Origin of the sequence: Blastococcus sp. TF02A-30 (genome assembly GCF_003319185.1) — a bacterium.
Lineage (GTDB): Bacteria > Actinomycetota > Actinomycetes > Mycobacteriales > Geodermatophilaceae > Blastococcus.
In genome coordinates this window covers 1-20,564 of the sequence record NZ_QOHJ01000009.1, presented here as the reverse complement: position 1 = coordinate 20,564, position 20,564 = coordinate 1, and the positions used below count along the sequence as shown (strand labels likewise).

Genomic DNA, 20,564 nt, shown 5'->3' with positions numbered 1-20,564 from the left:
GGATGAGCGGGCGCACACCACCCGCCACGGCGGTCGTTCCCGCGATGGGGGTGCGGCAACGTTGCCCGGGCCGCCCCACGGCCGTAACCGGTGGGTAATCGCCGGCTGCTGCACTACGGGCATGGGCACGACCGGGTGGGGGGCGACGGGCTGGTTCCCGGTGGCGCGGACCGCCGACGTCGGGACGGCGCCGGTACCGGTGGCCGCCGGCGGCAGGTCCTGGGTGGTCGTCCGGATGCGCCGCGGCGGTGAGGTGAGCGCGTTCCCCGCCCGCTGCCCGCACCGCCTGGCGCCGCTCGCCGAGGGCAGGGTCGCGGACGGCCGGCTGGAGTGCCCGTTCCACGGCTGGCGGTTCGACGGCGAGGGCCGCTGCACCGACATCCCGTCCCTGGGGGCCGACGGCGTGCCGCCGCCGCGCGCGGACCTCGCCGTCCCGTGGGCGGTGGAGGAGCGGCACGGCTGGGTCTGGCTCGCCCCGGACCGGACGACGACGCCGTCCCCGCCGCGCCCGTCGGGCACCCCGCAGCCCGAGCCCGCCCCGGCCGACGCGTCCCGCGGCCCGGTGTTCGGCAACCTCGACCCCTCGCTGGAGCACGCCTGGCACCCGGTGGCGCTGAGCCGGGAGCTGCGCCCAGGCGGCTGGCTGCAGGTGCGGCTGCTCGGCCGGACGTGGATGCTCCGGCGCACGGACACGGGGCTGGAGGTCGATCCGCCGGCGTACGCCGTCCGCGAGCGGCTGGGCATGATCTGGCTGGCGCCCGCCGAGCCCCGCGACGTCCCGCTGGAGGTCCCGGAGGCGGCCGACCCCGCGTTCGTGACCGGCTGGCTGCCGCCGCTGCGCTCCCCCGGCCCGGCCGGGCCGCTGGCCGACACGTTCCTCGACGCGACGCACAGCGCGTTCGTGCACACCACGACCATCGGCGCCGCCGACCGCCCCGCCGTCGGCCCGGCGGAGATCACCGTCGAGCCCGGCGGCTTCCGCAGCGTCCAGGAGCAGGAGGTGGACAACCCGGCCGACCCGGACGTCGTCAGCGGTGCCCGGCCGCTGCGCCAGCGGCGGCGGACCACCTACTCCTACCGCGCGCCGTTCCAGCTGCGGCTGCGCCAGGAGTTCCTCGACTCGGGGGCGACGACGACGCTGCTGTACCTGCTGCAGCCCGAGGACGCCGACTCCACCCGCATCTACGTGTGCCTGATGCTCGCCGCCGGACCCGGGCGCACGCTGCCGGACCCGCGGACGGTGACCGACCAGGTGGCGCTGCAGCAGCGGGTGCTCGAGGAGGACATCGCCGCGCAGGAGGCGCTGGCGCTCCCCGGCCTGCCGCTGGACCGGCGCGACGAGGTGCACGTGCCGGCCGACGCGCGGGGGCTGGCGCTGCGCCAGGCGCTGTGCGACTTCATCGCCGCGGGAGAACGCCGGCTGGCCGCCTGAGCGGTCACTCCCCGGGCAGCTCCGCCCCGCACTGCGCGCAGCGGGTCGGCGGGTCCTCGTCGGCGATCCGCCCGCACTCCGGGCAGACCCGGCGCAGCCAGCAGGCCGGGTCGCCGCCCTCGTCGTCCGGTTCCGGTCCGGTCATGCCCCCGTCCTACCTCAGACCCCGGTAGGACGCGCGGTTCCCTCCTGGGGACGACGATTTCCGCGTTCGCGCTGCCTAGGGTCGACGGCGTGGACCGCCCTCTCGACCGCTCGGCCGCACGGCTGGGCGGGCAACCGTTCGCCGTCGACGGGGCGTTCGCCGTCGCGGTCTGGTTCTTCGCGGTCGTCCTGCCGGCCGAGAGCTACTGGCAGGACGAGGTGTCCGCGTTCGTCGTGGGCACGCTCCTGGTCGTCCCGATCGCCTGGCGCCGGAGGGCGCCGATCCCCGCCGCGGCCGTGGTCGTGGCGGCCGGGCTGCTCGAGCTGCTCCTGGTCCGGGACTTCCTGGCCGCCAACGTGGCCGCGCTGATCATGGTCTACGCGCTGGCCGCCTACGCGCCGCGCTGGGCGGCGCAGGCCGGGCTCGGGGCCGGGCTGGTCGGCGCCCTGCTGGCCGCGGTGACCTACTGGAACTACGGGATCGCCTCGTCGGTCGCCCCGACGACGCTGGCGATCGGCGTCTCCGTCGTCGCCGCCTGGTCGCTGGGCAACCTGCGCCGCGCCCGGTTGCAGCAGGTGGCGGCGCTGGAGGAGCGTGCCCAGCTGCTGGAGCTGGAGCGGGACCAGGAGATGCGGCTGGCCGCCAGCACCGAGCGGGCGCGCATCGCCCGGGAGCTGCACGACGTCGTCGCCCACTCGCTGTCGGTGGTCATCGCGCAGGCCGACGGCGGCCGGTACGCCGGCAAGGCCGATCCGGCCGCGGCCACCGACGCCCTGGAGGCGATCGCCGCGACCGGCCGGCAGGCGCTCACCGACATGCGCTCGCTGCTGGGCGTGCTCCGCGACGGCGGTGGCGAGGAGTACGCGCCGCAGCCGGACGTCGCCGCCATCCCGGCCCTGGTCGAGGACGTCCGCAGCAGCGGCCTGGACGTCGACCTGATCGTCGAGGGCGCGCCGCAGCCGATGCCCGCCGGACCGCAGCTGGCCGCCTACCGGATCGTGCAGGAGTCGCTCACCAACGTGCTCAAGCACGCCGGCCCCGCCTCCCGGGCGTGGGTGCGGCTGCAGTGGCGCCCCGACGCGTTGGAGCTGTCGGTCCTCGACGACGGCCGCGGCGCGTCGTCGGCCATGGTCACCTCCGACGGCAACGGGCAGGGCGTGCGCGGCATGCGGGAGCGGGCGCAGCTGCACGGCGGCCGGCTCGAGGCGGGCCCGCGGCACGGCGGCGGGTTCGGCGTGCACGCGGCGCTGCCCTACGGTCGCACCCGATGAGCGCACCGATCCGGGTCGTCCTGGTGGACGACCAGCAGATGGTCCGCGCCGGGTTCCGCATGGTCATCGACTCCCAGCCGGACCTGACGGTGGTGGGCGAGGCGGGCGACGGCGCGTCGGCCGTCGCGCTGCTGCGGTCCACCGCGGCCGACGTCGTCCTCATGGACATCCGCATGCCCGGCACCGACGGCATCGAGGCCACCCGCCAGGTCTCCGCGCTGCCGCAGCCGCCGCGGGTCGTCGTCCTCACCACGTTCGACCTGGACGAGTACGTGGTCGCGGCCATCGGCGCCGGGGCCAGCGGCTTCCTGCTCAAGGACGCCCCGCCCGAGGAGATGCTGTCCGCGGTGCGCACCGTGCACGCCGGCGACTCGGTCATCGCTGCGTCGTCGACCCGGCGGCTGCTGCAGCACGTCGCGCCGATGCTCCGCGGTGCGGCACCTGCGTCCGCCGGCGGTGGCGACGACGCCGCCCTGGGCGAGCTCACCCCGCGCGAGCGGGAGGTGCTGGTGCAGATGGCGCTCGGGGCGTCGAACACCGAGATCGCGCAGCACTTCGTGGTCAGCGAGGCGACGGTCAAGACGCACGTCGGCCGGGTGCTGGCCAAGACCGGCTCGCGCGACCGCGTGCAGGCCGTCGTCCTCGCCTACCGCACCGGCCTGGTCCAGCCCGCCGACCTCCTCCGCGACGCCTGATCCCAGCTTTCGGTACCGAAAGCTGCGCGAGACCTCCAGCTTTCGGTACCGAAAGCTGGAGGCGCGTACGACCGCGGGAGGACGACGGGGTCAGACCGCGGGGGCAGGGGCGGCCGCTGCAAGATCGCCCGCCGCTCCGACGCGGGAGGACGGCCCCGGGCGGGAGCGTGATCACCGTTGCCGAATCCCTGCACCGGAGGTCCGAAGTGTCCGTCCCCGTCATGACTGTCCCCGGCGAGCCGCCGGCGCCCGTCGCGTCCGCCGCCGTCCGCGCCGCCGGGCTGCGCAAGACCTACGGCAGCGGCGAGACGGCGGTGCACGCCCTGGCCGGCGTCGACGTCGCGTTCGCCGCGGGCGAGTTCACCGCGATCATGGGGCCGTCCGGCTCCGGCAAGTCCACGCTCATGCACTGCCTGGCCGGCCTGGACACCGCCAGCGGCGGCGAGGTGTGGCTGGGCGACACCGAGCTGACCCGGCTGCGCGATGACCAGCTCACCACCTTGCGCCGCCGCCGGATCGGTTTCGTGTTCCAGGCGTTCAACCTGCTGCCGGTGCTCGACGCCCGCGAGAACATCGTGCTGCCCATGCAGCTGGCCGGTCAGCGGCCCGACCCGGCGTGGTTCGACGCCGTCATCGCCCGCCTGGGGCTGCGCGAGCGTCTCGAGCACCGACCGCACGAGCTCTCCGGCGGCCAGCAGCAGCGCGTGGCCATCGCCCGCGCCCTGCTCGCCCGCCCCGACGTCGTCTTCGCCGACGAGCCCACCGGCAACCTCGACAGCCGCTCCGGCGCCGAGGTGCTGGGTCTGCTGCGCTCCAGCGTCAAGGAGACCGGCCAGACCGTCGTCATGGTCACCCACGACCCGGTCGCCGCCTCCTACGCCGACCGCGTGGTGCTGCTGGCCGACGGCCGGCTGGCCGGCGAGCTGACCGACCCCACCGCCGAGACGGTGCTCGACGCGCTGCGCGGACTGGGGGCCTGAGCCGAGATGCGCACCGTCCTGCTCGCCCAGCTGCGCACGCACGCCGCGCGGCTGATCGCCTCCACCCTGGCCGTGGTCATCGCGGTCGGCTTCGTGGTGGCCACGCTCGTGCTCAACGAGACCTCCCGCAGCACCGTCCTGAACGCCGTCGGCGCGCGGTACGTCGACACCGCCGCCGTCGTCTCCTCGTCCGGGGAACCGCTGACCGGCGACGTCGACGCCGTCGAGTCGCTCCCCTCCGTCGGCGCCGTCGCCGCCGCCTGGGAGACGTCGGTGCAGGCCGACGTCCCCGGCCGCACGGGGTCGCAGTACCTCGCCGTCGAGACCGTCGCCGACGCCCCGGAGCTGCGCTGGCAGCAGCTCTCGGACGGCCGGCTGCCCGAGCGCACCGGCGAGCTGGCCGTCAGCGAGCGCGCCCGCGCCGAGGTCGGCGACGTCCTCACCATCTCCACCTACGACGCCGAGGGCGAGGTGACGGAGGCGCAGGCCACCGTCACCGGCATCGTCCGGCTGGAGGGCGACCCCGAGGCCGGGCTCTACGGCCGGGCGTTCGTCACCGAGCAGCAGGTCCGCGACTGGGGTGCCACCGACCTCTACGAGCTGCGGATCGCCGCCGCACCGGGCAGCTCCGACGCCCAGGTGCTGGCCGACGTCGCCGCCGCGGTGACGGGTCCGGACGTCGTCGTGCGCAGCGGCGTCGAGCAGGCCGAGCACGAGGCCGCGATGCTCACGGGCGACTCCACCGCCCTGACCAGCGTGCTGCTGGTGTTCGGGACCGTCGCCGTTGTGGTGGCGGGGCTGGTCATCGCCAACACCTTCGCCGTGCTGCTCGCCCAGCGCACCCGTGAGCTGGCCCTGCTGCGCTGCGTCGGCGCGACCGCGAAGCAGGTGCGGCGCAGCGTGCTCGGCGAGGCGCTGGCCACCGGGTTCGTGTCCTCGGCCGTGGGCGTCGCCGCCGGCATCGGGCTGGCCGGGCTCATCTCGACGCTGGTGGGCAGCGACTCCGCGATCCCGCTGGCCGGTCTCACCGTGCCGGCCTACACGGTGCTGGCCGGGCTGCTCGTCGGCACGCTGGTCACCGTGCTCGCCGCGCTGGCCCCGGCGCGGGCGGCCACCCGCGTCGCCCCGCTGGCGGCGCTGCGCCCGGTCGACCCGGCCCCGCTGCGCTCGCGTCCGGGGCTGCTGCGGCTGGTCCTGGGTCTGCTGATGGCCGTGCCGGGCACCGCGCTCCTGGTCCTCGGCGTGGTCGTGCAGTCGGTCTACGTGGGGCTGCCCGGCGGGGTGCTGAGCTTCCTCGGCATCGTGCTGCTCGCCCAGCGTGCCGTCCCCCCGGTGGTCGCGGCCGCCGGCGGGCTGGTCGCGCGGATCGGCGGCGTCCCGGCCCGGCTGGCGGCAGGCAACGCGACCCGCAACCCGCGGCGCACGGCAGCCACGGCCACCGCGCTGCTCATCGGGGTGACCCTGACCAGCGCGTTCGTCGTCGGTGCCGCGTCCACCCGGGCGACGGCGACCGCGGGGCTCGACGCGGAGTTCCCCACCGACGTCGTGGTCCAGGGCTTCTCCGACGACCTGCCCGCGTCGCTGCCCGCGACACTGGGCGACGTCGACCAGGTGGTGCGCACCGCACCGGTGCTCGCTGCCGACGTGACCGGTCCCGACGGTGAACCGGTCTACGTGCACGGCGTCGACGCCGGCACGGCGGGCGCGGCCATGCGCTCCACCGACAAGGTGCTCCTGCCCGGCCCCGGCCAGGTGGTGGTGCCCGAGTGGGCCGCGGAGTACTACTCCGTGCGGGACGGCGATCCCTTTCCGTTGACCGCCGACGGCCGGTCGCTGGACCTGGTGGCGCAGGTGACCGGTGAGAACCAGCCGCTGATGGTCGACGCGGCCGACCTGCGGACGCTGGCGCCGGAGCCCGGCCTGGCGGAGGTGTGGGTGATGCTGGACGACGCCGACCCCGACGCCCAGGTGGCGGCGGTCGACCGGGTGACCGACGTGGTCGCGGAGGCCGACGAGACGGCCCGGGTCACCGGGATCGTCACGATGCGCGACGAGATCAACGAGGTGCTCGACATCCTGCTGCTCGTCGTCACCGGGCTGCTCGCCGTCGCGGTGGTCATCGCGCTGATCGGCGTGGGCAACACCCTGGCGCTGTCGGTGGTGGAACGGCGGCAGGAGAACGGCCTGCTCCGGGCTCTCGGCCTCACGCGGGGTCAGCTGCGGGGGCTGCTGGCCTGGGAGGCGGTGCTGGTGGCCGGCGTGGCCTCGGTGCTCGGCGTCGTCGTGGGTGGCGCCTACGGCCTGGCCGGCGCGGCCTCGGTCCTCGGCGAGGTGGGCGACATCGTGCTCGACGTCCCGTGGCTGCAGGTCGCCGCGATCGTCGTCGTCGCCACCCTGGCCGGGCTGCTCGCCTCGGTGCTCCCGGCCCGCCGGGCCGCCCGCACCGCCCCGGTGGCCGCGATCGCGGCCGCCTGACCCACCGCGGTGTGACGTTCCACGGGAAACCTCGGACGGCACGGCTCCGGCTGGGATGCTGGAGCCGTGCCGTCCCGCGTCCTCCGCCGTGCCGCCGTCACCGCCGCCATCCTCTCCGGACCGGTCGGCTGGGTGACCGCCGCCGCCTGGGGGCTGCCCAGGGCGCTCGGCGCCCACCGCCGGCGGCTCCGCCCCGTGGTGACCGGTTCGTCCCGCTTCGCCGACGGCAAGTTCCACAACACGCTCCCCACGCCCGCGATCGCCCCGGCCAACACCCGCGACGGGCTGCTGCGCCAGTGGCACGAGGAGCGGCACGTCGGCCTCCCGGGCGGCCCGATCCCGCTGGCGGCCTCCGAGATCCCGGCCGAGGCCGGCGACCTCGCCGTCACCTGGTTCGGGCACGCCAGCGCGCTGCTGGAGGTCGACGGGCACCGGGTGCTGGTCGACCCGGTCTGGGGCCACCGCGTCTCCCCGTCCCCTGTGTTCGGCCCGACGCGGCTGCACGAGCCGCCGATGCCGCTCGAGGACCTGCCTCCGGTCGACGCCGTCCTCATCTCGCACGACCACTACGACCACCTCGACCTGCCCACCGTCGAGCTGCTGTTGACGGCGCAGGCGGCGCCCTTCGTCGTGCCGATCGGGATCGGTGAGCACCTGCGCAAGTGGGGCGTGCCCGAGGAGCGGATCGTCGAGCTGGACTGGGACGGCGAGCACCGCGTCGGCGGCCTGACGCTCACCTGCACCGAGGCGCGGCACTTCTCGGGGCGCTACTTCTACCGGGACACCACGCTGTGGGCGTCGTGGGCGGTCGCCGGCCCGAGACACCGGGTGTTCTTCGGCGGCGACACCGGCTATCACCCCGCGTTCGCCGGCATCGGCGCCCGGCTGGGCGGGTTCGACCTGACGCTGCTGCCGATCGGCGCCTACAACGACGCCTGGCACGCCATCCACATGGACCCCGAGGAGGCGGTGCGCGCCCACGGCGACCTCGGCGGCCGGCTGCTGCTGCCCATCCACTGGGCCACGTTCAACCTGGCCTTCCACCGCTGGGCGGAGCCGGTCGAGCGGCTCCTGGCGGCCGCCGGGCAGCGCGGGGTCGACGTCGTCGTCCCGCAGCCGGGGGAGCGGGTCGACGCGCTCGCCCCGCCGCCGCTGCGCGACTGGTGGACGGCGGTCGGCTCGGCTGCCGATGCCCCGCAGCCGACGTCGTCCGCCGGGCTGGGCGCGTCCACGGTGGCGCGCGCGGTGACGCGGCTGCTGTCCCTGCGCTCGCGGTGATCCACGTGACGCAGATCACGAATCTTAGAGTTTGAAGTTGATTCGCCCGGTCGTACTGCGTGGCGCGCAACCAGATCGGGTGTAGTCACGCCATTCTCGCTCTTCTGCGCAGGTCAGCGAGCCGATGGAGACCTTGCAGACCGCGAACGAGGAGAGCAGATGAGCATGTTCGGACGCCGACAGCCGCCGACCGGAGCCGGTGTCGACGCCGTCGCCGAGGCGCGCGCCAACGTGGCGGCGGTGACCGCCGTCGTCGAGGCGCTCTCGCGCGCCCGGACGTCGAAGGAGGCGATCGCGAGCGCCCTCGACCTGGTGCGCGAGCGCTTCGGCTGGGCCTACGCCTCCTACTGGCGCGTGGACCCGTCCGACCGCGCCCTGCACTTCGTCCAGGAATCGGGTGACGCCGGCGAGGAGTTCCGCCGGGTCACCCTGGCGGCCTCCTTCCGCGAGGGCGTCGGCCTGGCCGGCCGCGCGTGGCGGGCCCGCGACCTGGTGTTCGTCGAGGACCTCGCGCAGGTGACCGACTGCGTGCGGGCTCCCGCCGCCCGGCGGGTCGGGGTCCGCAGCGGCCTCTGCTTCCCGCTGCTCGAAGACGGTCAGGTCACCGGCACCATGGACTTCTTCGCCACGGAGACCCTGCACCCGTCGGCGGAGCGGCTGGACACGCTGCGGGCGGTGGGCCGGCTCGTCTCGCAGACCATCGAGCGCATCCTCGGCGCCGAGCGGCAGGCCGAGGCTGCCCAGGACATGGAGGCCGTCAACCGGGTGCTGCGCGCCGTCTCGGCCGCGGACACCCCCGACGCGGCGATGGCCGGCTGCCTGGACACCATCCGGGAGGGCTTCGGCTGGGCCTACGGCTCCTACTGGCGGGTGCGCGACGAGGACCGCGCCCTGCACTTCGTGCTCGAGTCGGGCAACGCCGGCCAGGAGTTCCGCGACGTCACGATGAAGGCCTCCTTCCAGGAGGGCGTCGGGCTGGCCGGCCGCGCGTGGCGGGCCCGTGACCTGGTGTTCGTCGAGGACCTGGCCCAGGTGACCGACTGCGTCCGCGCCCCCGCCGCCCAGCGCGCCGGCGTGAAGTCCGGCGTCTGCCTGCCGATCGTCGTCGGCGGCGAGGTGGTCGGGACGATGGACTTCTTCGCCACCGAGACCCTCGAGCTCTCCCCCGGCCGGGAGGACGCGCTGCGCAACACCGCCTTCCTGCTCGGCCAGGGCATGGAGCGGTTCGCCGCCGCCCAGAAGCTGGAGCGGGCCGGCCGGGAGCTGCTGGAGTCCATCACCGAGGTGGAGCGCAACGTGCTGTCCGCGACCACCGTCGCCGGCGAGGGCAAGCGGCTCACCGCGGAGGCCAACGACCAGGTCGCCGGGCTGGGCGATTCCAGCGCCGACATCGGCAAGGTGGTCAAGACCATCCGCGGCATCGCCGACCAGACCAACCTGCTGGCCCTCAACGCCACGATCGAGGCGGCACGGGCCGGGGAGGCCGGGCGCGGCTTCGCCGTCGTCGCCAACGAGGTCAAGGAGCTCGCCGCCGAGACCGCCCGCGCGACCACCGACGTCGACGCCAAGGTGTCGGCGATCCAGGAGCAGGTCGACCGCGTGGTGGCCGCCCTGGCGGCGATCAGCTCCGCCGTCGAGCAGATCAACGAGACGCAGACCGTGATCGGCGGGGTGCTCACCGAGCAGTCCGCGGTGACCAAGGCGATCCTCGCCTAGCGGCCCCGGTCAGCGGAGCAGCTTGCTCATCCGGCGGTCGGCCAGCGGCTTGCCGCCGGTCTGGCAGGTCGGGCAGTACTGCAGCGAGGTGTCGGCGAAGCTGACCTCGCGCACCGTGTCACCGCACACCGGGCAGGGCAGCCCGGTGCGCGCGTGCACCTGCAGGCCGGAGCGCTTCTCGCCCTTCATGGTGGCCGCGCGCTGCCCCACCTGGCGCTGCAGGGCGTCGGTGAGGGTGGCGCGCACCGCGTCGTGGAGACGGACCAGTTCGTCGTCGTTGAGCTTGTCGGCCATCTTGAACGGCGACAGCCGCGCGGCGTGCAGGATCTCGTCGGAGTAGGCGTTGCCGATCCCCGAGATCAGCGTCTGGTCGGTGAGCGCGCCCTTGAGCTGGCCCGAGCGCCCGGCCATCAGCCGGGCGAAGGTCTCGCGGTCCACCTCGAGCGCGTCGGGGCCCAGCCGGGCGATGCCGGGCACCTCGGACGGCGAGCGGACGACGTAGACCGCCAGGCCCTTGCGGGTGCCCTGCTCGGTGAGGTCGAAGCCGTTGCCGTCGTCGAGGTGCACGCGCAGCGCGAGCGGCCCCTTGCCCGGCTTGGGCGGGGCGGTCGGCAGGTTCTCCCGCCAGTGCAGCCAGCCGGCCCGCGCCAGGTGGACGACGAGGTGCAGGCCGGAGACGTCGAGGTCGAGGAACTTCCCGTGCCGGCCGGCGCCGGTGATCTCCAGGCCGCCCAGCGCGCTCAGCGGCGGGTCGAAGGTCTTGATCGCCTGGACCGCGGCCAGGTCGGCCCGCGCCAGCACGTGACCGACGGCGTTCGCGCGCAGGAACGCGGCCAGGGCCTCCACCTCGGGCAACTCGGGCACCCGCCCATGATCCACGCCCGCGCCGGTCGGCGTCGTCCCCGATCGAGTGCTTTCGGTACCGAGAGCTGCGCGACTCCAGCTTTCGGTACCGAAAGCTGGACAGGCAGACCCACCACGAGGTGCTTACGGTCGGTCGGTGCCCACCGCGCTGCTCTGGTTCCGCCGGGACCTGCGGCTGGGCGACCACCCGGCCCTGCTCGCCGCCCGCGACGCAGCGGGACCGGACGGCGACGTCGTCCCGGTCTTCGTGCTCGACGACCGGCTGTGGCGACCGTCCGGCGAGCCACGGCGGCGCTTCCTGCTCGACTGCCTCGCCGCGCTCGACGCGGACCTCGACGGCGCGCTCGTGCTGCGGTCCGGGGACCCGGCGCGGGTGCTCCCGCAGCTGGCCCGCGAGACCGGCGCGACGTCGGTGCACGTCAGCTCCGACGCCGGCCCGTACGGCCGCCGCCGCGACGACGCCGTCGAGAGCGCCCTCGGCGACGTCCCGCTGGTGCGCACCGGCTCGCCGTACGCGGTGACGCCCGGACGGGTCACCAAGCGGGACGGGACGCCGTTCCAGGTGTTCTCCCCCTTCGCGCGGGCCTGGCGCGAGCACGGCTGGCGCGCCCCGGCACCCCGCGCCGAGGTCCGGTGGCGCACCGGCGTCGCCTCGGACGCGCCTCCGCCCGGCCCGGACCTGGACGGCGTCGCCCTGCCGCCCGCCGGTGAGCGGGCCGCCCTCAGCGCCTGGGCGCGGTTCCGCGACGAACGCCTGCTCGGCTACGCCGACGGGCGCAACACCCCGGGCGCGGACGGCACCAGCCGGATGTCGGCCTACCTGAAGTACGGCTGCGTCCACCCGCGCACCCTGCTGGCCGACCTCGCCGCGGCCGAGCAGTCCGAGTCGGTGCGCCGGTACGGCGACGAGCTGGCCTGGCGGGAGTTCTACGCCGACGTGCTGTGGCACCGCCCGGAGTCGGCCCGCGAGTACCTGAAGCCGGAGCTGCAGACCATGGGTTACGACGACGGCCCGCACGCCGAGGAGCTGGTCCGCGCCTGGGAGACCGGGCGCACCGGCTTCCCGATCGTCGACGCCGGCATGCGGCAGCTGCTCGGCGAGGCGTACGTGCACAACCGGGTGCGGATGATCGTCGCCTCGTTCCTGGTCAAGGACCTGCACCAGGAGTGGACGCTGGGCGCCCGGTACTTCATGCGGCACCTGGTCGACGGTGACCTGGCCAGCAACAACCACGGCTGGCAGTGGGTCGCCGGCACCGGCACCGACGCCAGCCCCTACTACCGGATCTTCAACCCGGTCACGCAGGGCAGGAAGTTCGACCCCGACGGGGCCTACGTGAAGCGCTGGGTGCCGGAGCTGCGCGGCCTGGCCCCGGAGCACGTGCACGAGCCGTGGACGGCGCCCGGCGGCATCCCCACCGGCTACCCGCAGCCGGTCGTGGACCACGCGCACGAGCGCCAGGTGTCCCTCGACCGCTACGCGCGGGTCCGCGGCCGCTGAGTCAGCCGCGCCGGCGGGACGGCCGCCCCTCGGTGAGCGCCTTGATGCCGGCGCAGAACTGCCGGAACGAGGGGTTGAGGTCCGGTGTCGTCCGGTCCCAGAGCGGGGCGAGCGGGCCCGTGTGGTCCTCCCGGACGGTCAGCACCGTGCCGCCGTCGTCCTGCGGGTCCAGCCGGTAGACCCGCTCGATCACGGCCAGCCCGAGCGGCAGCCCACCGCGCCAGCGCATGCTCTCGGCCGGCCGGATCTCGGTGACGGTGACCGGGAAGGGACGGTTGCGGATCATCGTCGCGTAGATGGTCAGCCGCTCGCCGAGCGCGACGGTGCCGTCGACCCGGTCCACACCCGACGCCCAGTCGCGCCAGCCGCCGACGTCGACCAGCGCGGCCCACACGGCGCCGGGGGCGGCGTCGATGCGGGTGGAGGCCTCGAAGCTCCGCACCCGCGCAGTCTCCTGCAGTGCCGGGAGATGTGCCAGGTGCTCAGCCGCGCAGCGACGGAGGATCGAGCCGGAGGCCGCGACCGGCCGCGGCGTCGGCCGCCAGCCCGCGGGCCCACGCCGTCAGCCCCGGGACGTCGACGCCGTGCGGCGGCGCCGTCGCGTACGGGGCGACGTTGCCCGCGCCGCGCTCGAGCAGCGTGGCCGCACCGCGGGCGTTGCCCCGTGCCGCGTGGGTCAGGCCGACGGCCAGCTGGGCCAGCCCGCGCCACAGCTGCCGCTCCTCCGGGACGGCGGTCTTCCAGGCGTCCTCGAGGACCTCGTGGGCGTGGAACGGGCGGCCGGCGTCGAGCAGGGACTGCGCCTCGGCCAGCGCGACCAGCGGCTCGCGGACGATCCCCTCCGGCGCCCTCGGCTCCCCCACGGCGTCGTGCGGCAGGGGGCGGCCCAGCGCGTCCCGCGGCCGCGCGTTGCGGGCCCGGCCCTCGGCGTCCCGGTCGCGCGGAGTCATGCCGCCATCCTCCACGACCGGGTGACCGCAGGAAGTCCAGCTCTCAACTGCATCCGGATCGCCGAGGCGCCCGGAAGAAGGGGTGACAGGCACCACTCCTCTTCGGAAGGAACACCCCGTGAGCACTCTGCGCACCCTGGGCGGCGCCGCCGGCGCTGCCGCCGTCGTCGGCGGTCTGGTCCTCGTCGCCACCCCCGCGGCCGCGGCCGACACGGCCATGGTCTCGGTCCTGCACGGCATCCCGGCCACCCCGGTGGACGTCTACGCCAACGGCGAGCGGCTGATCGACGACTTCCAGCCGGGCACCCTCACCGATCCGCTCGAGCTGCCCGCCGGCTCCTACGACCTGGCCCTCTTCCCGGCCGACGCCGCCGACGGCTCCGGCACGCCGCTGCTCTCGGCGAACGGCGTCGCCGTCCCGGCCGGGGCCAACGCCACCGTGGTCGCGCACCTGACGGAGGACGGCTCCCCGGTCCTGACGCCGTTCGTCAACGACACCTCGGCCGTCCCCGCCGGCCAGGCCCGCGTCACCGTCCGCCACACCGCAGCGGCCCCCGCCGTGGACGTGCGCGCCGGTGGCACCCCGGTCGTCGAGGGCCTGACGAACCCCGACGAGGCGACGCTCACCGTGCCCGCCGGCACGATCAGCGCCGACGTCGTCCTCGCCGGCACCGACACCGTGGCGATCGGCCCGGCCGACCTGACCCTGGCCGAGGGCGCCTCGACCATCGTCTACGCCTGGGGCAACGGGGACGCCGGCTACCAGCTCGCCGTCCAGACCATCAGCGGCATGCACTCGACGCCGTCGGGTGTCCCCGGCGGCTCGGCCGGTCTGGTCGACGACGACAGCTCGCTGCCGGTCGTGGCGGCCCTCTCGGTGGCCGGCCTGGCCGTCGCGGGTGCCGGCGCCCTCCGCCTGGCCCGCACCCGCGGCTGACCAGGGCGACACCGATGCGCACCGCCGCCGCCTCCGCCGTGCTGGGCCTCGCCCTGGCCGTGGGCGCGCCGACCGCCTGGGTGCTCACCCGGCCGGAGGCGGCGGTGGGCGTCCCCGTGGAGCGGGCCCTCCCCGAGCCGTCGCCGACGGCCGGGGCGGCGCCCGTCCCCACCCGCTCGGCCCTCCCCCCGACGGCCGAGCCCGCCCCGGCACCGGCCCGGATCGCCGTGCCGGCCCTCGGCATCGACGCGCCCGTCGACGCCGTCGGGGTCGCCGCCGACGGGCAGATGGAGCTCCCGGAGGATGTCTCCCGCGTCGGCTGGTACCGGTTCGGCCCCACCCCCGGGGCGGCCGGCTCGGCGGTCCTGGCCGGTCACGTCGACGACGCCGAGCAGGGGCTGGGCGCGCTGGCCCCGATCGCGGACGCCGAGGTCGGCGCCGAGGTCGTGGTCACCGAGGCCGCCGGCACGGTGACGCGCTGGCGGGTGGTCTCCCGCGAGGTCATCACCAAGCAGGTGCTCCCGGTGGACCGGATCTTCGCCCGCGAGGGCGCTCCCCGGCTCACCCTGGTCACCTGCGGGGGCCCGTTCCAGCCCGAGCTGCGCAGCTACCGCGACAACGTCGTGGTCGTGGCGGAGCCGATCCCGTGAGCGGGGCGGTGGCCCTGCGGCGGCCGGTGATCGGTAGCGTCGTGCGCGTGGATCCCGTGCCGACGTCGCGCAGCGCCGTCGACCCGGACGACGCCGAGGTCGGCCGTCGCTTCGCCGCGGGCGAGGAGCAGGCGCTGGCCTGGGCGTACGAGCGCTGGGCCGGCCAGGTGCACGGGATGGCCGTGCGCGCGTTCGGCCCGGGCCCGGACGCCGAGGACGTCACCCAGCAGGTGTTCGTCGCCGCCTGGACCGGCCGGGCGCGCTTCCGCCCCGACGAGTCGCCGCTGCCCGCCTGGCTGGTGGGCATCTGCCGGCACAAGATCGCCGACGCCTGGGCCCGCCGCGACAAGCAGCGGCGCGAGGCCGAGGCCGCGCTCACCGAGGCGCAGGCGCGGCCCGGCGGCCCGGTGACGGCCGGCGTCGACACCGCCGCCACCGACCGGGTGCTGCTGCTCGACGAGCTGGACCACCTCGGCCAGCCGCAGCGCGGCATCATCGAGCTCGCGTTCTTCGAGGACCTCACCCACGCGCAGATCGCCGAACGCACCGGCCTGCCGCTGGGCACGGTCAAGAGCCACATCCGGCGCACACTGGAGCGCCTGCGGACCCGGTTGGAGGTGGACGGTGCAGCACTGCACGCCTGAGCAGCTCGCGCTCGCGGCGCTGCGCGAGCCCCTGCCGGACGCCGACGCCGCGCACCTGGAGGAGTGCGCCGCCTGCCGCGCCGAGGTCGCATCCCTGCGGCGGGGGGTCGAGGCCCTCGCCGTTCCCCAGCTGGCCGCGCCCGGCGCCGCCGTCCCGCCCCCGCCGCGGGTGTGGGACGCGATCGCCGCGGCCACCGGCGTCAGCGCCGTCCCGCACCAGGACGCCGCCCCGGCCGCCGCCGCGCCGTCGGTCCCCCCGCCCGCGGAGCCCGAGGTCGGCACGGTGCTGCCGTTCCGCTCCCGCCGCCGCGGGTGGCTGGCCGCCGCCGCTGCCGTCGCCGTCGGAGCGGTGATCGGCGCCGGCGCGGTCGCGATCGTCCAGCGGGAGGACGACGGCGGCGAGCAGGTCACCGCGATCGCGCTCGACCCGCTGGCGGGCAACGACGCCTCCGGCCGCGCGGAGATCGTGCGGCGGGACGACGGCTCCCGGGTGGTGCAGCTCGAGCTCGACGCCCCGCAGCTCGACGACGCGTACTACGAGCTGTGGCTGATCGACCGCGACGTCGTCGGCATGGTGCCGCTGGGCATCGCGCAGGCCGGCAGCAACACCTACGAGCTCCCCGACGGGCTCGAGCTGGGCCGCTTCCCGCTCGTCGACGTCTCGGTCGAGCCGCTGGACGGCAACCCCGAGCACTCGGGGGTCTCGGTCTGCCGCGGGGAGCTGGAGACCTGAGCACCGCAGCACTTCCGCACGAGGACCTCGGCGCCGCCTGGCGCAGGGCCCGCCCCCGCCCCGCTGGACGGCACCTCGACAGCGCGGCGACCAGCCGGCAGAGCAACCGCGCCCTCGAGGCGGCGGCGCACCACGCCCGGCACGAGGCGGAGCTCGGCGGCTACGTGGCCGAGGCGGCCGCCGAGGACCTGCTCCAGCAGGGCCGCTCGGTGCTCGGCGGCCTGGTGGGCATGGCCGCGGCCGATGTCGCCTTCCTCGAGTCGGCGCAGGCGGCGTTCGTCGCGCTGCTGTCCGGCTGGCGGCTGCCGGTCGGCGCCCGCGTGGCCTGCCTGCCGGGGGAGTACGCGCCGAACATCGCCCAGCTGCGGGCGCACGGGCTGCGCCCGGAGCCGATGCCGGTGGACGGCGTCGGCCGGGTCGACGTCGACGCGTTCGGCCGGCAGCTGGCCGCCGATCCCCCGCGGTTCGTCCACCTCACCCACGTGCCCAGCCACCGGGGCGTGCTCCAGCCCGCGGCCGAGGTGGCCGCCCTGTGCCGCGACGCCGGGGTGCCGCTGGTGCTCGACGCCGCGCAGTCCCTGGGCCACGTCGACTGCGACCTCGGCGCCGACGTCGTCTACGGCACCTCGCGCAAGTGGCTGGCCGGACCGCGCGGGGTGGGGCTGCTCGTGGCCCGGCCGGCGATCGCCGCCCAGCTGGTCCCCGTGCTGCCCGAGCCCGAGGGCGTGCCACCGATGCGGGCGTTCGAGTCCGGCGAGGCGCACGTCGCCGGCCGGATCGGGTTGATCGTGTCGGTCGGCGACCACCTCGCGGCCGGTCCCGACCGGGTGCGGGAGCGGCTGGCGGCCCTGGGCCGGACCACGCGCGCTCTGCTCGACGGCGTCTCCGGCTGGACGGTGGTGGAACCGGCGGACGAGCCGACCGCGACGACCACGCTGCGCCCGCCGGCCGGCGCGGACGTCGTCGCCACCCGCAGCCGGCTGCTCACCGAGCACGGCATCGTGACCAGCGCGATCGGCCCCGAGCGGGCGCCGGGGGAGATGACCGGCCCGGTGCTGCGCGTCTCGCCGCACCTGGACGCCTCGGTCGAGGACCTCGAGGCGCTCGCCGCCGCTCTCTGAGCGTCAGCCCTCGGAGCCGTCGGCGATCGGCCCGTCGTCCACCTCCACCTGCAGGCGGGCCCCCTCCCCCGTGTCCGTGACGGTCACCGTGACGCCGTACTCCACGTCGTCGTCCTCGGCGGTGAGCGTGCACCGGGTGGAGGCGCCCTCCTCCCGCTCCAGTCCTTCCTCGCAGCGCACGTCCGGCCGGACGCCGACCTCGGACTCGAGGGCGTCCTCGGCGGACGACGCCACCTCGGCCGACGACAGCGCCCCGGAGGCGCACCCGGCGAGCAGGACGGCGGGCAGGGCCGCGGACGAGGCGACGAGGACGCGCAGGCGGAGACGGCGGCGCATGGGTGCTCCTCTGGCGGTGGACGGTGCCGGACGACCCTAACCGCGCAGGAGCTTGCGCCCCGCGCCGACGTAGTCCTATGGTTCATTACATGAGTAATGAACCCAGGGACCGAGTGCCCGCGGGGAGCGGACCGGCGTGAACGAGGACGCCGGGCCGATCTTCCGCCAGGTCGCGGGTGAGATCGAGAACGCGATCGTCGCCGGCTCCCTCGCCGAGGAGAGCCAGGCCCCCTCGTCCAACGAGCTGGCCGCCTTCCACCGCATCAACCCCGCCACCGCCGCCAAGGGGCTCAACCAGCTGGTCGCGGACGGGGTCCTCTACAAGAGACGAGGAGTCGGGATGTTCGTCGCCACCGGCGCCCGCGAACAGCTGCTGAAGCGCCGGCGCAGCGAGTTCGCCGACCAGTACGTCCGCCCCCTGATGACCGAGGCCCAGAAGCTCGGCATCTCCCCCCGCGAGCTCACCGCCATGATCGACCACTGGGAGGACCCGCGATGAGCGCCGTCGCCACCGTCACCGACGTCACGATGCGCTTCTCCGACCACACCGCCCTCGACCGCGTCTCGACAGCCTTCGAGCAGGACGCGATCACCGGTCTGCTGGGCCGCAACGGCGCCGGCAAGACGACGCTGATGCAGCTCGTCACCGGCCACCGGGTGCCCACCAGCGGCCGGATCGAGGTGTTCGCCGCCCGTCCGTCCGAGAACGACGACGTCCTGCGCCGGATCTGCTTCATCAAGGAGGGGCAGAAGTACCCGGACCACTTCCGGGTGAAGGACGCGCTGGGCTACGCCGCGACCGTCTTCGAGAACTGGGACGCCGATCTCGCCGCCGCGCTGCTGCGCGACTTCGACCTCCCCGCTAAGCGCTCGGTCAAGAAGCTGTCGCGCGGCATGAACTCCGCCGTCGGCATCATCATCGGCCTGGCCTCCCGGGCGCCGCTGACCCTCTTCGACGAGCCCTACCTCGGCCTGGACGCCGTCGCCCGGCAGCTGTTCTACGACCGGCTGCTGGCCGACTACGCCGAGCACCCGCGGGCGATCGTCCTGTCCACGCACCTCATCGAGGAGATCGCCCCGCTGCTCGAGCGGGTGCTGCTCATCGACCGCGGGCGGGTGCTCCTGGACGCCGACGCCGAGTCGCTGCGCGGGTCGGCGCTGACCGTGACCGGGCCGACGGGGAAGGTCTCCGCCTTCGCCGCCCGTCACGAGCTCCTGCACACCGAGACCCTGGGCGGGCACAGCCGCGCCGTCGTCCGGCTGCGGAGCGGCGCGGACGGCGACGACGCCGCGGCCGCCGGCCTCTCCTGGGAGCCGACCAACCTCCAGCAGCTCGTCGTCGCGATGAGCCTGCACACCACCGCGGCGGCCGCCGCCGCGCCGACCGACCTCGAGGAGGTCTCGCGATGACCCGCGTCCTGCAGGCCGCACGGCTGCACCTGGTGAACCCGGTGGTGATCCTCGGGATCCCCTGGCTCGTCGTGTCGATCAGCTTCGCGATCAACGTGGCGATCTTCCACCTCACGCCGGCGGGGGAGGAGGAGGGCTTCAGCGGCGGTGTGCTGGCCCTGTACATCACGGTGCTGGTGGTCTTCGTCCAGGCGGTGACCCAGCTGCTCCCGTTCGCGATGGGCGTGAGCCTCAGCCGGCGGACCTTCTACCTGGGGACCGCGCTGGTGGCGGCCGTGCAGGCGCTGGGCTACGGCATCGTCCTCTCGGCGCTGGTGAGCATCGAGAACGCGACCGACGGCTGGGGGGCCGGCCTGCGCTACTGGGCGCCGGGCATCTTCGACGTCGACAACCCGCTGCTGCAGGTGTTCGCGTCGGGGGCACCCATGCTCGCCTTCATGTTCGTCGGGATCGGCATGGGCGTCGTCCACCAGCGATGGGGGCAGGCCGGCACCTGGGGCCTGATCATCGGCTCGCTGGTGCTGTTCGGCGGCCTGGCCATCCTGATCACCTGGCTGGAGGCGTGGGGGAGCGTGGCCGAGTGGTTCGGCGACCAGTCCGCCGCCACGCTGACCATCGGGCTGCCCCTCGTCCTGGCGGTCGCTGCGGCGCTCGCGGCATACCCGGGGATCCGCCGCGTCGTCCCCTGAGGTCCCGACAGCGAGCCCCGTTCCGTCACGACGGAACGGGGCTCCGTCGTCCCCGGACGCCCCACCGAGCTTTCGGTACCGAAAGCCGGAAGCCGGAAGCCGGAAGCCGGCCGGAGCTTTCGGTACCGAAAGCCGGAGTCCTGGTCGGCTCTGGGTACGGGTGGGCCGGAGCCGGCCCGGCTTTCGGTACCGAAAGCTGATGCTGGGCCGGTCGTGGGGGGGAATGCACGCAGGGCCCCAGCCTGGTGGCTGGGGCCCTGCGTGTGAATGGTTGTCCGGCGGCGTCCTACTCTCCCACCCCGTCTCCAGGGCAGTACCATCGGCGCTGAGAGGCTTAGCTTCCGGGTTCGGAATGTGACCGGGCGTTTCCCTCTCGCCATGGCCGCCGTAACTCTGTGAACTTCGAACCGGGCCGGTTCGTGCGTTCAGAACCGCACAGTGGACGCGAAATCTTCGTAGTGACCTGCAGCAGGAACCCGTGATGTGGGTGTGTGTGGTCAAGCCCTCGGCCTGTTAGTACCGGTCAGCTCCACACCTTGCGGTGCTTCCACTTCCGGCCTATCAACCCGCTGGTCTGGGCGGGGGCCTTACCCGGTTGACCCGGTGAGACACCTCATCTTGAAGCGAGCTTCCCGCTTAGATGCTTTCAGCGGTTATCCCTGCCGAACGTAGCTAACCAGCAGTGCACCTGGCGGTACAACTGGCACACCAGAGGTTCGTCCGTCCCGGTCCTCTCG

21 protein-coding genes and 2 rRNA genes are annotated in these 20,564 nt (G+C 75.0%); 16 read left to right on the top strand and 7 right to left on the bottom strand.

What is annotated here, in order from left to right:
• The first annotated feature begins 121 nt into the window (after positions 1-121).
• Complete coding sequence (locus DQ241_RS18530; RefSeq protein ID WP_113831694.1) at positions 122-1,432, top strand: Rieske 2Fe-2S domain-containing protein; 1,311 nt, start codon at positions 122-124, stop codon at positions 1,430-1,432.
• 4 nt (positions 1,433-1,436) lie between these two features.
• On the opposite strand, the gene DQ241_RS20695 is transcribed toward DQ241_RS18530, so the two are convergent.
• The gene (locus tag DQ241_RS20695) at positions 1,437-1,577 is read right to left on the bottom strand and encodes a hypothetical protein (RefSeq protein ID WP_158545975.1); all 141 of its coding nucleotides are present in this window, start codon (positions 1,575-1,577) and stop codon (positions 1,437-1,439) included.
• Between the two features lie 89 nt (positions 1,578-1,666).
• Between DQ241_RS20695 and DQ241_RS18525 the strand changes: the two genes are divergently transcribed.
• The 6 genes from DQ241_RS18525 to DQ241_RS21320 all read left to right on the top strand — a co-directional run bounded on the left by DQ241_RS18525 (position 1,667) and on the right by DQ241_RS21320 (position 9,992).
• Complete coding sequence (locus DQ241_RS18525) at positions 1,667-2,848, top strand: sensor histidine kinase (RefSeq protein ID WP_113831693.1); 1,182 nt, start codon at positions 1,667-1,669, stop codon at positions 2,846-2,848.
• Positions 2,845-3,543, top strand: coding sequence for a response regulator transcription factor (locus DQ241_RS18520; protein WP_113831692.1), 699 nt, complete (start codon positions 2,845-2,847; stop codon positions 3,541-3,543). The genes DQ241_RS18525 and DQ241_RS18520 overlap by 4 nt, the downstream gene beginning before the upstream one ends.
• 221 nt (positions 3,544-3,764) lie before the next feature.
• On the top strand, positions 3,765-4,523 hold the full coding sequence (locus tag DQ241_RS18515; RefSeq protein ID WP_113831794.1) for an ABC transporter ATP-binding protein: 759 nt from the start codon (positions 3,765-3,767) through the stop codon (positions 4,521-4,523).
• 6 nt (positions 4,524-4,529) lie between these two features.
• Entirely contained in the window at positions 4,530-6,998 is a 2,469-nt protein-coding gene (locus DQ241_RS18510) for an ABC transporter permease (RefSeq protein WP_113831691.1), read from the top strand.
• Between the two features lie 66 nt (positions 6,999-7,064).
• Entirely contained in the window at positions 7,065-8,276 is a 1,212-nt protein-coding gene (locus DQ241_RS18505; RefSeq protein ID WP_113831690.1) for an MBL fold metallo-hydrolase, read from the top strand.
• A gap of 159 nt (positions 8,277-8,435) precedes the next feature.
• Positions 8,436-9,992: a GAF domain-containing protein gene (locus tag DQ241_RS21320; protein ID WP_304555270.1), complete on the top strand. Its 1,557-nt coding sequence runs from the start codon at positions 8,436-8,438 to the stop codon at positions 9,990-9,992.
• Between the two features lie 9 nt (positions 9,993-10,001).
• Here the strand turns inward: DQ241_RS21320 and DQ241_RS18495 are convergent, their stop codons facing one another.
• Entirely contained in the window at positions 10,002-10,856 is an 855-nt protein-coding gene (locus DQ241_RS18495) for an Fpg/Nei family DNA glycosylase (protein ID WP_113831689.1), read from the bottom strand.
• A 136-nt stretch (positions 10,857-10,992) separates the two neighbouring features.
• Here DQ241_RS18495 and DQ241_RS18490 point away from each other — a divergent pair, with 136 nt between their 5' ends.
• Positions 10,993-12,357 carry a deoxyribodipyrimidine photo-lyase gene (locus DQ241_RS18490; RefSeq protein ID WP_113831688.1) on the top strand — a complete coding sequence of 455 codons (1,365 nt, stop codon included), beginning with the start codon at positions 10,993-10,995 and terminating at the stop codon, positions 12,355-12,357.
• A gap of 1 nt (position 12,358) precedes the next feature.
• Here DQ241_RS18490 and DQ241_RS18485 read toward each other — a convergent pair whose 3' ends face one another.
• Positions 12,359-12,799 carry an SRPBCC domain-containing protein gene (locus DQ241_RS18485; RefSeq protein WP_158545974.1) on the bottom strand — a complete coding sequence of 147 codons (441 nt, stop codon included), beginning with the start codon at positions 12,797-12,799 and terminating at the stop codon, positions 12,359-12,361.
• A gap of 40 nt (positions 12,800-12,839) precedes the next feature.
• The gene (locus DQ241_RS18480; RefSeq protein ID WP_113831686.1) at positions 12,840-13,307 is read right to left on the bottom strand and encodes a DUF309 domain-containing protein; all 468 of its coding nucleotides are present in this window, start codon (positions 13,305-13,307) and stop codon (positions 12,840-12,842) included.
• Positions 13,308-13,425: 118 nt separating this feature from the next.
• Between DQ241_RS18480 and DQ241_RS18475 the strand changes: the two genes are divergently transcribed.
• The 5 genes from DQ241_RS18475 to egtE are packed head-to-tail and all read left to right on the top strand — an operon-like array spanning position 13,426 to position 17,392.
• Positions 13,426-14,244, top strand: a complete 819-nt coding sequence (locus DQ241_RS18475) for a DUF4397 domain-containing protein (protein WP_199584733.1) — start codon at positions 13,426-13,428, stop codon at positions 14,242-14,244.
• Positions 14,245-14,258: 14 nt separating this feature from the next.
• Positions 14,259-14,894: a class F sortase gene (locus tag DQ241_RS18470; protein ID WP_113831685.1), complete on the top strand. Its 636-nt coding sequence runs from the start codon at positions 14,259-14,261 to the stop codon at positions 14,892-14,894.
• Between the two features lie 47 nt (positions 14,895-14,941).
• A complete protein-coding gene (locus DQ241_RS18465) occupies positions 14,942-15,538 on the top strand; it encodes an RNA polymerase sigma factor (protein ID WP_233492551.1) in 597 nt (198 codons plus the stop codon).
• Entirely contained in the window at positions 15,519-16,271 is a 753-nt protein-coding gene (locus tag DQ241_RS18460) for an anti-sigma factor (RefSeq protein ID WP_113831683.1), read from the top strand. The genes DQ241_RS18465 and DQ241_RS18460 overlap by 20 nt, the downstream gene beginning before the upstream one ends.
• Positions 16,247-17,392: an ergothioneine biosynthesis PLP-dependent enzyme EgtE gene (gene egtE / locus DQ241_RS18455; protein ID WP_370444388.1), complete on the top strand. Its 1,146-nt coding sequence runs from the start codon at positions 16,247-16,249 to the stop codon at positions 17,390-17,392. The genes DQ241_RS18460 and egtE overlap by 25 nt, the downstream gene beginning before the upstream one ends.
• 3 nt (positions 17,393-17,395) lie before the next feature.
• On the opposite strand, the gene DQ241_RS18450 is transcribed toward egtE, so the two are convergent.
• A complete protein-coding gene (locus DQ241_RS18450) occupies positions 17,396-17,728 on the bottom strand; it encodes a DUF4333 domain-containing protein (RefSeq protein ID WP_113831682.1) in 333 nt (110 codons plus the stop codon).
• Between the two features lie 136 nt (positions 17,729-17,864).
• Between DQ241_RS18450 and DQ241_RS18445 the strand changes: the two genes are divergently transcribed.
• Genes DQ241_RS18445 through DQ241_RS18435 form a run of 3 tightly spaced genes read left to right on the top strand, consistent with a single transcriptional unit; the run spans position 17,865 to position 19,827 of the window.
• Positions 17,865-18,227 carry a GntR family transcriptional regulator gene (locus DQ241_RS18445; protein WP_113831681.1) on the top strand — a complete coding sequence of 121 codons (363 nt, stop codon included), beginning with the start codon at positions 17,865-17,867 and terminating at the stop codon, positions 18,225-18,227.
• Positions 18,224-19,138, top strand: a complete 915-nt coding sequence (locus tag DQ241_RS18440; protein ID WP_113831680.1) for an ATP-binding cassette domain-containing protein — start codon at positions 18,224-18,226, stop codon at positions 19,136-19,138. Before DQ241_RS18445 ends, DQ241_RS18440 begins: the two co-directional genes overlap by 4 nt.
• Complete coding sequence (locus DQ241_RS18435; RefSeq protein WP_113831679.1) at positions 19,135-19,827, top strand: hypothetical protein; 693 nt, start codon at positions 19,135-19,137, stop codon at positions 19,825-19,827. The genes DQ241_RS18440 and DQ241_RS18435 overlap by 4 nt, the downstream gene beginning before the upstream one ends.
• Positions 19,828-20,100: 273 nt before the next feature.
• Here DQ241_RS18435 and rrf read toward each other — a convergent pair.
• Together rrf and DQ241_RS18425 are read right to left on the bottom strand one after the other, a co-directional pair.
• Positions 20,101-20,217, bottom strand: a 5S ribosomal RNA gene (rrf, locus tag DQ241_RS18430).
• Positions 20,218-20,320: 103 nt separating this feature from the next.
• Positions 20,321-20,564 (bottom strand): 23S ribosomal RNA (locus DQ241_RS18425); the annotation flags it as partial.

Coding starts and splice junctions, on each gene's coding strand:
- DQ241_RS18530 (WP_113831694.1), top strand. CDS start 122: ATGGGCACGACCGGGTGGGGGGCGACGGGCTGGTTCCCGGTGGCGCGG.
- DQ241_RS18450 (WP_113831682.1), bottom strand. CDS start 17,728: ATGCGCCGCCGTCTCCGCCTGCGCGTCCTCGTCGCCTCGTCCGCGGCC.
- DQ241_RS20695 (WP_158545975.1), bottom strand. CDS start 1,577: ATGACCGGACCGGAACCGGACGACGAGGGCGGCGACCCGGCCTGCTGG.
- DQ241_RS21320 (WP_304555270.1), top strand. CDS start 8,436: ATGAGCATGTTCGGACGCCGACAGCCGCCGACCGGAGCCGGTGTCGAC.
- DQ241_RS18435 (WP_113831679.1), top strand. CDS start 19,135: ATGACCCGCGTCCTGCAGGCCGCACGGCTGCACCTGGTGAACCCGGTG.
- DQ241_RS18470 (WP_113831685.1), top strand. CDS start 14,259: ATGCGCACCGCCGCCGCCTCCGCCGTGCTGGGCCTCGCCCTGGCCGTG.
- DQ241_RS18440 (WP_113831680.1), top strand. CDS start 18,224: ATGAGCGCCGTCGCCACCGTCACCGACGTCACGATGCGCTTCTCCGAC.
- DQ241_RS18510 (WP_113831691.1), top strand. CDS start 4,530: ATGCGCACCGTCCTGCTCGCCCAGCTGCGCACGCACGCCGCGCGGCTG.
- DQ241_RS18480 (WP_113831686.1), bottom strand. CDS start 13,307: ATGACTCCGCGCGACCGGGACGCCGAGGGCCGGGCCCGCAACGCGCGG.
- DQ241_RS18515 (WP_113831794.1), top strand. CDS start 3,765: ATGACTGTCCCCGGCGAGCCGCCGGCGCCCGTCGCGTCCGCCGCCGTC.
- DQ241_RS18520 (WP_113831692.1), top strand. CDS start 2,845: ATGAGCGCACCGATCCGGGTCGTCCTGGTGGACGACCAGCAGATGGTC.